The following is a 12,635-nucleotide window of genomic DNA, read 5'->3' on the forward strand; positions in this document are numbered from 1 at the left end:
CAGGGAACGGGTTTCTGTAGCGTCGATGGGAAACAGCGTAGGGTAGGGATGGCGGCCTATTCCCCGACCAGCTTGTTGAAGTCTTCCTCGGAGATGACGGGAACGCCCAGCTTGAGGGCCTTGTCCCGTTTGGAGCCGCCGCCGCTGCCTGCCAGGAGGTAGGAGGTGGATTTGGAAATGGCTCCGGTGGCTTTCCCCCCGTGAGCGGCAATGAGCTGTTCAAAGTAGTCCCGCGGATGGCTGAGCGTTCCGGTGATGACGAAAGTCTTGCCGGACAGGGCCCCCGCCGGGATTTCCAGAAGGTTGGCCCGGTAGGACTGGGACTGGGGATTGATGCCCAGGCCGCGCAGAACGTCCATCGTATGGTTCCCCGCTGCGGAGGTGAAAAAGCTCTGGAGGGATTTGGCCGCCGCCACGCCGATTTCGGAGCCATAGCTGAACTTGGCCGTATTTTTGCGCAGGTAGCCCGTTTCCAGATAGGGGGCGGTCAGGCGGTTGATTTCATCCGTCAGTTCCTGATGGCGCTCCTGCACCGCCTCTGCGGAAAGCGCGCCTTCCTTCACCGCCTTCCTGTTTTCACGGGTGTTGGGGTTGGTTTTGGCGGCTTGTTCCATCAGCTCGTCCAGGAGCACGATGTCCCGGAGGTAGGGGGAGTCCGCCACATGCTCCAAGTCCGGGTGCGTGTCCGCCAGCGCCTTGGCGACTACTTCCCCTACCAGGGGAATGCCGAAGGCGATGAGCCAGCGTTCCAGCGGAAGCTCGCGCGCGTTTTGCAGGGCGTCCAGCGCTTTCTGGGCGTTCTTTTCCCCATAGCGGCGCGGTTCCTCCGGCGTGCCCAGGTTCAGGTTGGCGAGCTGTTCCAGCTTCAGGGGGAAGAGGTCCAGCGCGGAGGCAGCCAGGCCGGAGCTTCTCAAAGCTTCCGCCACGGAAGAGCCGATGCTTTCCACATCCAGCGCGGAGCGGGAGCAGAAGTGGGTGATGCCCGACACGGCCTGCGCAGGACAGGTGAAGTTGGTGCAGCGCCAGGCCACTTTTCCCTCCTCCTTCATGATGGGGTTGCCGCACGCGGGGCAAAGGCCCCCCGTGGCTTCCAGAATGCTGTAGGGCCTGGCATCCGCCGGACGTTTGGAAAGGTTCACTTTCAGAACGGCGGGGATGATTTCCCCCGCCTTTTCCACCAGCACGGTATCTCCGATGCGGACGTCCTTCCGGTCGATTTCATCCTGGTTGTGAAGGGTGGCTCGCGCCACCGTGGAGCCGGACAGCAGCACGGGCTTGAGTTCCGCCACGGGCGTCAGCACCCCGGTGCGGCCCACCTGCACGATGATGTTCAGCAGGGCGGTTTCCTTCTGTTCCGGGGGGAATTTGTACGCCGCCGCCCAGCGGGGGGCGCGCGCCGTGGCTCCCAGGGCCTCCCGGGTGGCCATGGAGCTGATTTTAATGACGGCGCCGTCCGTGCCGTAGGGGAGCGTGTGGCGGAGCCTGTCAATGTCCCGCACGGCCTGACGGGTGGATTCCAGGCTGTCCGTATAATACACTGGATCATTGCAGGGAATGCCGCAGTGGCGGAGCATGTCCCAGAAATCCTTTACATTCGTGAGTTCCGGCCCTTCATAGGCGCCAAGCCCGTGGGCCAGGAAGGCCAGGGGACGGGCGGCCACCTGCCGGGGGTCCAGCTGCTTGAGGGTTCCGGCGGTGGCGTTGCGCGGGTTGGCGAAGGCGGGGAGCCCTTCGGCGTCCCGTTCCTCGTTCAGTTTGGCAAAGGCTTCATTGGGCATGAAGACCTCCCCGCGCACTTCCAGCACGGGAGGGGCGCCAGGGGGAAGGGTGAGGGGGACGCTGCGGATGGTGCGGACGTTGGCCGTTACGTCGTCCCCCACGTCTCCGTCCCCTCGCGTGGCCGCATAAGCCAGATGTCCGCCGCGGTACATGATGGAGAGGGCCACCCCGTCAATCTTGGGTTCCACGGAGACGGGCACCGTTTCCGTTTTCAGCGCCTTGACCAGCTTGTTGTAGAATTCCACCAGTTCCTCGTCCGGAACAGGGGCGTCGCGCTGCTCGAAAATGTCGTCAATGGACAGCATGGGCACCGCGTGCCTGATCTGGTTGAAGCCCTGGAGCGGCGCCCCCCCCACACGGCGCGTGGGGGAATCCGGCTCCGCCAGTTCGGGATGGGCCTTTTCCAGCTTTTCCAGCTCCAGGAACAGGGCGTCATATTCCGCATCGGAGATCTCCGGTTCCGCCTGTTCGTAATACAGCCGGTTGTGGCGGCGCAGTTCGGAACGCAGGTAATCCACGCGGTTGCGCACGTCTTCCTCCGTCTTGCCGGGCTGGACGGGGGCGGCGCTTTCCTGCGGTTCTCCGGCTTGGGATCCCGCTTCATCCTTTGCCTGCTGTGACGGCTGCTTGCCGGCCGCCAGGGAAAAAAGGTCTTCCTCCATAAGGAAAATGAGTGGAAAAGAGGGCTATTTGCTCAGTTTGATGACGGAACAGGGCGTTTTGGAGTGTTCGTGCGCCTTGAACAGAACCGTTCCGTTGACGACGGGCAGGGCGGTGTTGTCTCCCAGCAGCACCGCTTTGGAGTAGCCTGCGGGAAGGGAGACGGAGGTTCCTTCCTCGTCCTCGTATCCGGTGGAATCCAGCGGCTGCATGCGGGCGTATTCCGCGCCTTCCGTCAGTTCCTTCATGGTCCCTTCGCTGGGCGGCTGGGCCGGTCCCTTGTCCGGCGGCGGAACCAGGAAGACGAAGATGTCCCCCTGCCGGTTGATGGAGGCGGGCTGGTCCAGTTCCGTGAAGGCCCGCGTGCCGTACACGGCCTCCCCGTTGATCTTGAGCCACTGGCCCACGCCGCGCATGGTGGCGGCCACTTTTTCCGGAACGGTTCCGTCCGCCATCGGGTTCACGTTCAGCAGGAGGTTGCCTCCCTTGGTGACGCATTCCACCAGTTTTTCAATGACGGTTTCCGGAGACTTGATGTTGGTGTCATACCGGTTGTAGCCCCATTTGTCGCTTACCGTCATGCAGGATTCCCAGTCCACGCCGGGATAGCCGCGCCGGGGGATGAAGCGTTCCGGGGTGATGTAGTCCCCGCAGCGCAGGTCCAGCGTGCCGGCCTGGTCCCGGTTCAGGCCGGAATAGGCGTACAGGCGGTTGTTCATGATGACGCCGGGATTGATGGAGCGCACCATGTCCATCAGTTCCGGCGCTTTCCAGCCCCTGGCCCCTTCCATGGCTCCCTGGGAATAATCCCACCACATGATGTCAATGGGAGCGTAACGGGTCATCAGCTCCCGGACCTGGGCGTGCAGGTACTTCTGGTAGGCGGCGTGATCCCGCGGGATGTTTTTTCTTTTAAGCATTTCCGCCTGTCCCGCGGGGTAGCAGAGGTCCGGACAGATGGTGTTGTCATAGGACGGGTGGTGCCAGTCGATGACGGAGTGGTAAAGGCCTACCTTCAAGCCGCGCTTGCGGCAGGAGTCCACGTATTCGCGGATAATGTCCCGGTTCACGGCGCTTTTGGCGTCGTAATCCGTCTGGGCGCTGTCAAACAGGCCGAAGCCTTCATGATGCTTGCTGGTGAGCACCACGTATTGGCACCCTGCGTCCCGGGCAAGCCGGGCCCATTCTTCCGTCAGCCCTTCCTTGGGCTTGAACAGGGGCAGGGCTTCCGCAGCGTAGGAATCCGTGTCCACTTCCACGTTTTTCTGAATCCATTCGGAACCGCCGGGCTTGCCTTTCCATTCCCCGGCCAGCCCGGAATACAGGCCGTAGTGGATGAACATGCCGAATTTGGCGTCCCTCCACCATTCCATGCGACGGTTGCGTTCTTCCGCCGTTTCCTTCACGGCAGCGTGGTTGGCGTCCGCGGGGAGGGGAAGTCCGGGGGCGGCTGCCGAGAATTCCGAGGGAACCGTGGCGGGGGCGTTTTGTTCCGTCCTGCCGCTGCGCAGCCGGGCCGCGAACTGTTCATCCAGGGCCAGCGTGGGCTGCCCGTTCTCCGTAACGATTTTAGTGGCGGACTGCTGGGCCAGAGAGGGAAGTGCCAGGGTGAGGGCCAGGGCGGCAATCGTAGCGATTTTCATGGTTTTTCAGGGTGGTATGAAGCGGGGGGAGAAAGATTAAGCCGGTCAAATGACGTCCGTATCCGCGTAACTGCCCAGGATTTTCAGCATGGAGCAGTGCTGTTCCAGCTCCGGGAGGGTCTCCCGTAGGGGGGATTCCTGAATGTGGCCTACGGCGTCTATGTAAAAGACGTACTCCCAGTTGATGACCTTGGAGGGGCGGGATTCAATGCGGATCAGGTTGTTGTTGTGCCGCTGGAAGCAGTTGATGACTTCCGCCAGGGTGCCGGGCTTGTGCTGGATGCGGATGAGCAGGGATGTGCGGTCCCTGCCGCTGGGCTGCGTTTCCTGGCGGCCGATGACGGCAAAACGGGTGGTGTTGCAGGCTTGGTCCTGCGCGTCTTCTTCCAGAATGTTCAGGCCGAACAGTTCCGCGGCCAGCGGGCAGCCCAGGGACGCCGCGCCCATGGAGGCGTTCTCCTTGGCGAGGATGCTGGCCTTCGTGGTGGAGGAGGTTTCCACGAGCTCCGCGTTCGGGAAGTGCCGCAGAATCCAGTTCCGCGTCTGGCCGAGAACCTGCGGATGGGAATACAGGATGCGGATGTGTTCCCGCGGGATGTCCGCCATCAGGCTGTTGCGGATGTTCAGATTGATCTGGGCGCAGATTTTGAGGGGGGAGGTGACGAAGAGGTCCATCACGGCGGTCACGGAGCCTTCCGAGGAGTTTTCCACGGGCACCACGCCGTACTGGGCCTTCCCGCGGTCCACCATGTCAAACACGTCCTTGAAGCTCTGGCACGGGATAAGTTCGCAGCTTTTACCGAACTGCTTGAGGGCCGCCTGGTGGCTCCATGTGCCCTTGGGGCCCAGGTAGGCAATGGTAAGCCCCCCTTCCAGGAAGAAGGAGCAGGAGATGATTTCACGGTAAATGGCCTGGAGGGAGGCCTCCGGCAGCACGCCCGCGTTCAGGCGGTTCAGCTTGCTGAGCAGGGCCGTTTCCCGTTCGGGAACGAAGATGGGGGAATTCCCCTCCTTTTTAATGCGGCCGACTTCATGCACCCATTCGGCGCGGTTCTTAAGCAGCTCCACAATCCGGGCGTCCACCTCGTCAATGGCCAGACGCGCCTTCGTCAGGGCGATGGTCTGTTCATCCGTGTTTCCGCTTTTCTGCTGCCGGGGGGGATTGGCCGGGGAGGCGGAATCCCCGTGTTGAGTGTTCTCCATGTCTCTGTGAAAGCTGTGTGTTTAAAGCCGCGTCAGGGTAGCGGTTCCGGAGGGGCAAATCAAGATTAAAGGGGGGGCTTCTCCATGGCGGATTTTTCTTGCATGCACGCAAGATGCAGGGTAGGTTTGCCTCTCTTTAATATGATGAAAAAAACATTGTTGCCGACTGCCGTGGCATGTTTCCTGGGCGCCGTTTCCCAGATAGCCGGCGCCAGCGGGCAGGCCGTGAACGTTTATGTCTCCCAGGTCTCCCTGTCCTTCCCTGATCCTGCCGGCGTGGATGACATGTTTAACAGAAATAAGGATGCCGTGGAGGTGGTGCTGGGTTTCGTTGCTCCCAAGGGCTGTAAATTCGTTAAGGGCGGTGAGGACTCACAGCTTGAAGTTACGGATGGCCGCGGCGCCAGGACAAAAGCCAAATTCGACAATTTCTTTACCCGTATTGCGGATTCCGGAGCATTTGCCAAACATTCCCTGAGGCTGAAACAGAAACCTGTGTTTCCCCTGAAGCTGGACGGAGTGGTCAACATGAAGGTTTCCGAAGGAAGCAGGACTTTTCCGGGCCAGGAGTTTGACGCGCGGAAGGGTGTCAAATTCAAGGTGGAGGGCATGGAAATCACCGTGAAGGATGCAAAGGACCACGGCAAGGCTTCCGGTGAGGTTGAACTGGAATTCAATGATACGCTCCATGTGGAGGAAATAACGCTGACTGACGCGGAGGGCGGCAAACTGGAGATACCCGGCGTGTCCAAAAGTTCGTTCAGCTTCGGTTCCGTTCCTTCCCGCACTTATACGTACCAAGTAAAGAACATGCCCGCTAAAATGAAAGCTACGGTGGTGGCCAGCAAGGGCGTCAAGGCCATGGATGTTCCCGTGAAGGTGACCGTGGATTTGAATGCTCCGCCCAAAAAGGGGGCATAAGGGAATATTTTTATGTTGGACTGTTTTTTACAAGGGCCGGGAGGCCCTTGTTCCCGGTTGACTGTTTGTTGATGGGACGCGGAGGCGGTTGTTGAGCCTTTGCCGGGAGAATGGGGGCCGCCAAAAAATCGGCGGTTTAGCTCTTGTGCGTTTTCTGTCCAGCCGCCAAGTTAGGTTCCGGCCTTCTTCCTGAAGAACCGTGGTGCGGCGCGCCGCTGAATTCTTTCTTTTCCCGCTCCCGGCAGGTGAAAAACAAATGCAAATTCCTGTTCCTTCGTTCAGCTTTTTTCCCGGCCTTCTCAAGCCGGCATTACCTGCCTGTTTTCCTCCTCTTCAGAATACGCTCCGGCGAATAATCTTGCTTGACCGTTATTTTTTTATTGATAATGATGGGTCTATGAAAAAATCCATCAAACTGTGCTCTGTTGCTCTCATGCTCGCCGGATGCGGTGTGGCCGGAATATTTTCCGCCAGCGCGGATACTCCGGCTCCCAAGGCCGGGGAGGCTGCCGTTTCCGCCGTGGGGAAGGCTCTGGAAAAAGCCGATTTTTTAACCAAGGACAGGCCGAACCCAAAAGCCAAATATTATCTTTTCCTGTATTCCGCCAGTTGGTGCGGCCCCTGCTGCCGGGAAATGCCCCACGTGGTGCGGACCTACCGGAAGATCCGCCAGACCGATGATGTGGAACTGGTGCTGTTTTCCTGTGACAAGACGGAGGAGGCCGCCAAGGCATGGGCCAAGGAGGAACGGATGAAATTCCCCATCGTCAAGCCGAAGAAAGGGAACGGCATTCCCGGTTACAAGCCGGGAGGCTCCATTCCACGGCTGGGAATTGTGGATGGCACGGGCAAGATCATCATCACAGGGCATCCCGCCACGCTTCTGAAAGACTGGCGCAAGTTCTGCAAGCCGGAGGAAGGCAAAAAATAGGGGCTTCCTTTGCCTTTTGGCGCTCCCTCCGCCGTTTCCGAAATACGGAAAACAGGGCCGCTTCAGCTCTGCTCCCCGTTTTTCCTCACCGGGCGCGGCTCCGGAACGGCTCCGTAAAGCCCGTTGGGAAAGAGCTGGAGCCACGGCGTATATTCCGGCGGGATGGGTGCTTCAAACTCCATGCGCTTTCCCGTGCGCGGGTGGTCGAAGCCCAGCCGCCACGCGTGGAGCATGAGCCTGCCGGGTTTCGCCTTCTGCCGGGCGGGTTTGGCGTAAATGGGGTCCCCGATGAGCGGATGGCCCAGATGGAGCATGTGCACGCGTATCTGGTGGGTTCTGCCCGTGTGGAGCGTGCACAGGACCAGGGAGGAATCCGTGGCCGGGTCTGCGCACAGCAGGTCGTAGTCCGTAATGGCGGCTTTCCCGGTGCCCGGATTGACCACCGCCATTTTCAGGCGGTTCACGGGATGGCGCCCAATGTGGGTGAAAACCGTGCCGGAGCTTTGGGAGGGAATGCCCTGGACAACGGCCAGGTACCGTTTTTCCGTGCTGCGGGCCGCGAACTGCGCCGTCAGGGACTGGTGTGCTCCGTCGTTCTTGGCAATGACCAGGCAGCCTGACGTATCCTTGTCCAGGCGGTGGACGATGCCGGGGCGTTCCACGCCGCCGATGCCGGAGAGGTCCCCGCAATGGTGGAGCAGGGCGTTCACGATGGTGCCGTCCGGGTTGCCGGCGGCGGGATGCACGACCATGCCGCTTTCCTTGTTGATGACCACCACGTCTTCATCCTCATACAGGATGTCCAGGGGAATGTCCTGCGGCCGTGCTTCCGCCGGTTCCGGCTCCGGAATGCGGACGGTGATGGAATCACCGCGGGAAACTGGGTTTTTAGGCTTGGCGGGAGTGCCGTTGACCAATACGTCCCCGCTTTTGATCAGGCTCTGGATTCTGGAACGGGAAAGCTCCGGAAGGTGGGCGGCAAGGTATTGGTCCAGGCGGATTTTCCCGTCGGCATCGTCCGTGGTCAGATTCATGATCCGTGGCGTTTGGTCAATGGCTGTAGGCGGAGGGCGGCAGGTCGATGAAGGCATAGTCCAGACCGTAAACGTCCTTGAGCAGATGCCCCAGGGCTTTTACGCCGAACGTCTCCGTGAAGTAGTGGCCGCCGAAGACCAGATTGACGCCCAGTTCATGGGCCATGGGGATGTTCCAGTGGGAACCCTCCCCGGTCACGTAGGTACGGCAGCCGAGGGCTGCGGCCTGGACAAGGTCGTCCCCGGCTCCTCCGGAGCAGATGAAGACGTCGCCAGCCGGGGCATCCGGGGAATCCGCCCAGAAAGTTTGAACGGACGCTCCGAGGACGGTTTCCAGCCGCTGCGCCAGCTCCCGGCACGTGCCGGGGAATTCCCCGTGCGTACCCAGGGAAACGCCGTGGTAGTCCAGTCCTTCATTGGAACATGGCCGGATTCCGCAGGCCTTCGCCAGCAGGGCGTTATTTCCGTACACGGGGTGGACGTCCAGAGGAAGGTGGGCGGCGTAAATCGCCAGGTTCCCGTCCATGGCGGCTTTCAGCTTCCGGTATGCAATGCCGGTAATGGGCTGCATGGTCTGCCAGAAAATGCCGTGATGAAGGAGGAGCAGGTCCGCCCCCGTCTCTAATGCCGCATGGATAGCCTTCTCCGAGCCGTCCACGGCGGCGGCTACCCTGGAAACGGCTCCTCCGTTTTCCAGTTGAAGGCCGTTCAGGGCGCGGGATGCGTCCGGAATGGAATCCACGGAAAGGATTCCGTCCAGAAAAGCGGTAACGGTGTGCAGCTCAATACTCATGCGGGAGGAATGGTCAGTTGTCTTCCGAGAGGCTGGCGCCGAGCAGGCGCACGGCGTCCATGTTCAGGATAAAATAGTTGGGGGATGTATTCACCCTGCCGTAATAAAACCTGCTGTATCCGGCCTCTCCCGCCGGAGCGATTTCCAGCGTGATGACTTTTTCCTCCGTCTCCGGTTCCGGGGCGAAGGTGATGTCGCTGGGGCCGGCCTGGGACTGCACGGGGGACGCCTCCTTGTAAACCTGGAGGATGAGTTTCAGGCGGAAAACGGGATTCTTCAGCGCCTCGTGCGCTCTGGCGTCCGTATAGGGGAGCCAGGTGCTCACCTCCATCTTTTCCAGCTCGTCCAGATAGCGGTTGGCGCGGTTCGGATTGATGTTCAGGGTTTCATCCTTCCCATCCTTGGCAGCGGTCCATGAATCGTCCAGACGGTCAGATTTCAGGATCAGGGGACCGCCGGAGCCGATGCGTTCCAGATGCATTTCCTTGAGGTCGAACCTGCTGAAAGAGAAAAGCATTTTTTTCTTCCAGGCCAGGGCGTCCGTCAGCAGGTCCTTCATGTAGGCGCTGTCCAGCATGACGACGGTGGGCTTGCCGGCCTGGCGGGCGTACCAGGAACCGTCCGTTCCCTTGGAGAAAAACACCGTCACGGGGGGGCGCGGTTCTTCACCGGGCTTGGGCAGCAGGGACATGGTGAGCGTCATCCTGGGATTGTCCAGCCCGTACACGGAAAGGTCCGTAGCCTTGTCAGAGGCGAAGCCGGCCACCTTCCCCAGCTTGACGGTTTTCAGCAGGGAAACGAGATGCTCCGGATTGGCCTCCTGGTAGCGGGAGCCTTCCGCCGTGTACAGCCAGGTGGGCTTGATGCCCTTTTTCTCATCACCCTGAATAAAGCGGGCGATGGTGGGGTAATCCTGAAAACTCTTGCGGATGGAAAGCCCGGTGATCTTGTAATCCCCGATGTCCGTCAACTGCTTGGAGCGCAGAAGGCCCAGGTCCAGCGGAATGTTGCGCACGCCGGGCACCTCCTTGTTGGTCTCCGTCGTCTGCGCCAGTTCAAAGACGGCCTTGCGGTCGGAAACGGTGGCCTTCACCAGTTCGGACAGGCTTCCGTTGTCGGAAGGGGGGTAAATGCGGAGCGTAACGGGCTGTTCCTCCGTTTGCAGGGATTTGCCGTCCTCCGTGGGGAGGCCTGTGAAATTCCTGATGGAGACGGAGGTGATCTGGTCGTCCGTCATGTCCGGCACGCTGGTTTCCTCCGGATTATACACGCGCACGGCGGTCAGCTTCTGGAGCGTGCCCAGCAGCACGTCCATCATGGCCGGGTCCGTATCCAGGGAAAGGGGGTACGTGATTTTCCAGGGGCTGCCGGGAGTCTTGCGCTCCAGGGCGATGCGCTGGCCTCGGTTGTTGATTTCAATGGAGGCGGGCATGGCCGGATGCAGGAGCAGGGGGCGGTGGTCCCGGAGCTGGCGGATGCCGGACTTGAACAGGGGCAGGATATTGCCGGTGCCCACCAGGATGCGGGTGTCCCGCCCGTAGAAATCCGTCTGCATGTAGGTGGTATCGTCCGTGGTCTTGTTCTCCGGATCGTCCACCAGCCAGGGAGCGAGGGACCCCAGCGTGTAGCGGGCCACGGTGGAGGAGCGCTTGCCGTCGTCGCTCATCTCCTTCAGGGTGATGGTGACGGGCGTCGTCTTCACGCCGAACTCCTTCAGGGAGGCGGAATCAATCTTGTGCAGGGGCAGCGCGTCCACGATGCTGGTGGAATATGTGTACTGGAGGATGGCCGCCGCCGCGCGCGGGTCCATGCGGTCGTTCCACGGCTTCTCGCACCACCAGACGCCGTTGGGCTTGCGGCGGAACTCCGCAACGTCCCCCATGCAATTGATGCGCATCCAGGAAACCTCGTTCATCTCCTCCCGGGTATAGGGGAAAAGCCGTTCTCCGGAACTGAAGGCGGTGCGCCCGATGATGCGGGACAGGTTGCCGTCAATGGTCAGGAGCACCGCCGCGCCGATGGCGGCGAGGGTGACGAGGATAAGAAGGATGAAGCGGAATGTGCGCATGTGCTTCCGGTGATGGGCGTGGTGGAGTTAATGGCGGCGCGTGTTCCAGATAATCAGGGCAATCAGAAGCGCCAGCAGGGGAAGGCCGATGTTTGTCAGGAGTTCCAGAATGCCCAGGGCGTTGCGGTCCAGGTTCAGCTTCACGGTCAGGTCATGGCGGGAGCCGAGGCCGCGCAGTTCTTCACGGTCCGTCATCCAGCCGACCAGCGTGCGCATGAAGTCCCGCTGTTCCGGCTTGATTTGCCTGGGCTGGAGCAGGTCCGTATTCCCCAGCAGCACCAGGCGCCCGGTGGTCTTGTTCTGGTTTACGTCCCCGGCGTTCCCGCGGATGAGGGCCGCGCCGATCATCAGGGGCCCCGGGTTGTCTTCCCGCGCGTCAAACTGGGCCGGGAACTGGTTGTACTTGGTTTCCCCGTAATAATCCTCCGTAGTCACCAGCAGGGGGTATGGCGTGATGCGCTTCTGCTCCATGGCCGCGTTGTCGGAATCCAGGATGAGGGAAATGCTCTCCCCTTCCAGCCCGGTGCTGGAATTCCAGAATTCGCGCGTGCAGTTCAGGGAGGGCGCGAAAATGGCGTTAATCTCGAAAACGGAGCGGTTGCCCCTGTTGCGGAGCATCACGCGGTCATTCTGTGGGCGCAGGCCCTGTTCACGGAGGAACCGGTAAAGCTGTTTGGGCGTATCCTGCTGGGGTTCCAGCATGACCAGGATGGCGGCGTTCGGGCGCGCCCAGTACCGCTGGAGCACTTCCGCCTCCTGCGGGGACAGGTCGTACTTGGAGCCGATGATCATGAACCCCGCGGCGTCTTCCGGAATCTCCTTCAAGCCGCTCATGCGGATGGGAACGAGCTGAAGGTTGACGGAACGGCAGATTTTCCCCAGCGTGGTGAAAATGCTTTCCTCCTGGCTGTTGCTCAGCGCCTCGTTGAAATTGCTCTTGTCCGCCGCAATATACATCTTGCGGGGTTCTCCATTGGCCGCCCCGTAAATGCCGGCGGTCATCATGTCTTCAATCTGGAGGGCCACCGCCTTCATGCTCTTGCCGTCCGGGCTGGGGGCGTACACCACGAAGGCGTCTCCGGGCAGGATGCGCACGTGGGCGGCGTCCGCCTGGGTGCCTTCAAACGTCTTGAGCGCTTTTTCCGTGTCTTCCCGGGCATCGATGATGACCAGGTTCTTCTTGAATTCAATCCCGTAAATGTTCGCAATCTCCCGGGCCTTGTTCGGCTGGCGGAGGGGGTCCACGTACTCCACCTTCACCTTCCCGTTGGAATAACGTTCGTACTCCTCAAGCAGGGAGCGCATGCGGGTGTAATTCTGCGTGGTGCGCAGGAAGGCGAACGTGATCTTGACGGGCGTCTTGCGGTTCTGGATTTCCGGAGATTTCAGCATGTTGATGCTCTGCTGGGAAATCTCATAACGCTGGTCTTCCGTCAGGTCCCGGCGGTAATATTCGTGGCAGCCCACGTAATTCAGGCATACGACGATGAGGAACAGCAGGAAAAGCTTGATCCAGGTCATCCAGGGGCGTCTGACCTTGCGGGCGGGAGGGAGGGGGGATTCCGTGGCCGCGGCGGGGTTGTCTGGTGCTTCGCTCATAGAT

Annotated in this window: 9 protein-coding genes; 2 read left to right on the forward strand and 7 right to left on the reverse strand. The window is 60.7% G+C overall.

What is annotated here, in order from left to right:
* Window positions 1-56 precede the first annotated feature (56 nt).
* From ligA to pheA, 3 genes are read right to left on the reverse strand one after another with little or no spacing between them, the layout of a single operon-like run.
* The gene (gene ligA / locus P8A25_RS04675) at window positions 57-2,441 is read right to left on the reverse strand and encodes an NAD-dependent DNA ligase LigA (RefSeq protein ID WP_215442704.1); all 2,385 of its coding nucleotides are present in this window, start codon (window positions 2,439-2,441) and stop codon (window positions 57-59) included.
* Window positions 2,442-2,465: 24 nt separating this feature from the next.
* Window positions 2,466-4,082: an alpha-L-fucosidase gene (locus P8A25_RS04680; protein ID WP_022397081.1), complete on the reverse strand. Its 1,617-nt coding sequence runs from the start codon at window positions 4,080-4,082 to the stop codon at window positions 2,466-2,468.
* A 45-nt stretch (window positions 4,083-4,127) separates the two neighbouring features.
* The gene (gene pheA / locus P8A25_RS04685) at window positions 4,128-5,285 is read right to left on the reverse strand and encodes a prephenate dehydratase (protein WP_102721419.1); all 1,158 of its coding nucleotides are present in this window, start codon (window positions 5,283-5,285) and stop codon (window positions 4,128-4,130) included.
* 141 nt (window positions 5,286-5,426) lie between these two features.
* Here pheA and P8A25_RS04690 point away from each other — a divergent pair, with 141 nt between their 5' ends.
* Window positions 5,427-6,206: a hypothetical protein gene (locus tag P8A25_RS04690; RefSeq protein ID WP_215458411.1), complete on the forward strand. Its 780-nt coding sequence runs from the start codon at window positions 5,427-5,429 to the stop codon at window positions 6,204-6,206.
* 397 nt (window positions 6,207-6,603) lie between these two features.
* Entirely contained in the window at window positions 6,604-7,137 is a 534-nt protein-coding gene (locus P8A25_RS04695; protein WP_022397084.1) for a TlpA disulfide reductase family protein, read from the forward strand.
* A 62-nt stretch (window positions 7,138-7,199) separates the two neighbouring features.
* Here P8A25_RS04695 and P8A25_RS04700 read toward each other — a convergent pair whose 3' ends face one another.
* From P8A25_RS04700 to P8A25_RS04715, 4 genes are read right to left on the reverse strand one after another with little or no spacing between them, the layout of a single operon-like run.
* Window positions 7,200-8,171: an RluA family pseudouridine synthase gene (locus tag P8A25_RS04700; RefSeq protein WP_022397085.1), complete on the reverse strand. Its 972-nt coding sequence runs from the start codon at window positions 8,169-8,171 to the stop codon at window positions 7,200-7,202.
* Window positions 8,172-8,187: 16 nt separating this feature from the next.
* Window positions 8,188-8,964 (reverse strand): Nif3-like dinuclear metal center hexameric protein, encoded by a 777-nt coding sequence (locus P8A25_RS04705; RefSeq protein ID WP_102729635.1) that lies wholly within the window; start codon window positions 8,962-8,964, stop codon window positions 8,188-8,190.
* Between the two features lie 13 nt (window positions 8,965-8,977).
* A complete protein-coding gene (locus tag P8A25_RS04710; protein WP_404838781.1) occupies window positions 8,978-11,032 on the reverse strand; it encodes a DUF4340 domain-containing protein in 2,055 nt (684 codons plus the stop codon).
* A 27-nt stretch (window positions 11,033-11,059) separates the two neighbouring features.
* Window positions 11,060-12,631: a Gldg family protein gene (locus P8A25_RS04715; RefSeq protein ID WP_022397088.1), complete on the reverse strand. Its 1,572-nt coding sequence runs from the start codon at window positions 12,629-12,631 to the stop codon at window positions 11,060-11,062.
* Window positions 12,632-12,635 lie beyond the last annotated feature (4 nt).

Origin of the sequence: Akkermansia sp. BCRC 18949 (assembly GCF_045011645.1) — a bacterium.
Taxonomy (GTDB): Bacteria; Verrucomicrobiota; Verrucomicrobiia; order Verrucomicrobiales; family Akkermansiaceae; genus Akkermansia; species Akkermansia massiliensis.

Coding starts and splice junctions, on each gene's coding strand:
- ligA (WP_215442704.1), bottom strand. CDS start 2,441: ATGGAGGAAGACCTTTTTTCCCTGGCGGCCGGCAAGCAGCCGTCACAG.
- P8A25_RS04680 (WP_022397081.1), bottom strand. CDS start 4,082: ATGAAAATCGCTACGATTGCCGCCCTGGCCCTCACCCTGGCACTTCCC.
- pheA (WP_102721419.1), bottom strand. CDS start 5,285: ATGGAGAACACTCAACACGGGGATTCCGCCTCCCCGGCCAATCCCCCC.
- P8A25_RS04690 (WP_215458411.1), top strand. CDS start 5,427: ATGATGAAAAAAACATTGTTGCCGACTGCCGTGGCATGTTTCCTGGGC.
- P8A25_RS04695 (WP_022397084.1), top strand. CDS start 6,604: ATGAAAAAATCCATCAAACTGTGCTCTGTTGCTCTCATGCTCGCCGGA.
- P8A25_RS04700 (WP_022397085.1), bottom strand. CDS start 8,171: ATGAATCTGACCACGGACGATGCCGACGGGAAAATCCGCCTGGACCAA.
- P8A25_RS04705 (WP_102729635.1), bottom strand. CDS start 8,964: ATGAGTATTGAGCTGCACACCGTTACCGCTTTTCTGGACGGAATCCTT.
- P8A25_RS04710 (WP_404838781.1), bottom strand. CDS start 11,032: ATGCGCACATTCCGCTTCATCCTTCTTATCCTCGTCACCCTCGCCGCC.
- P8A25_RS04715 (WP_022397088.1), bottom strand. CDS start 12,631: ATGAGCGAAGCACCAGACAACCCCGCCGCGGCCACGGAATCCCCCCTC.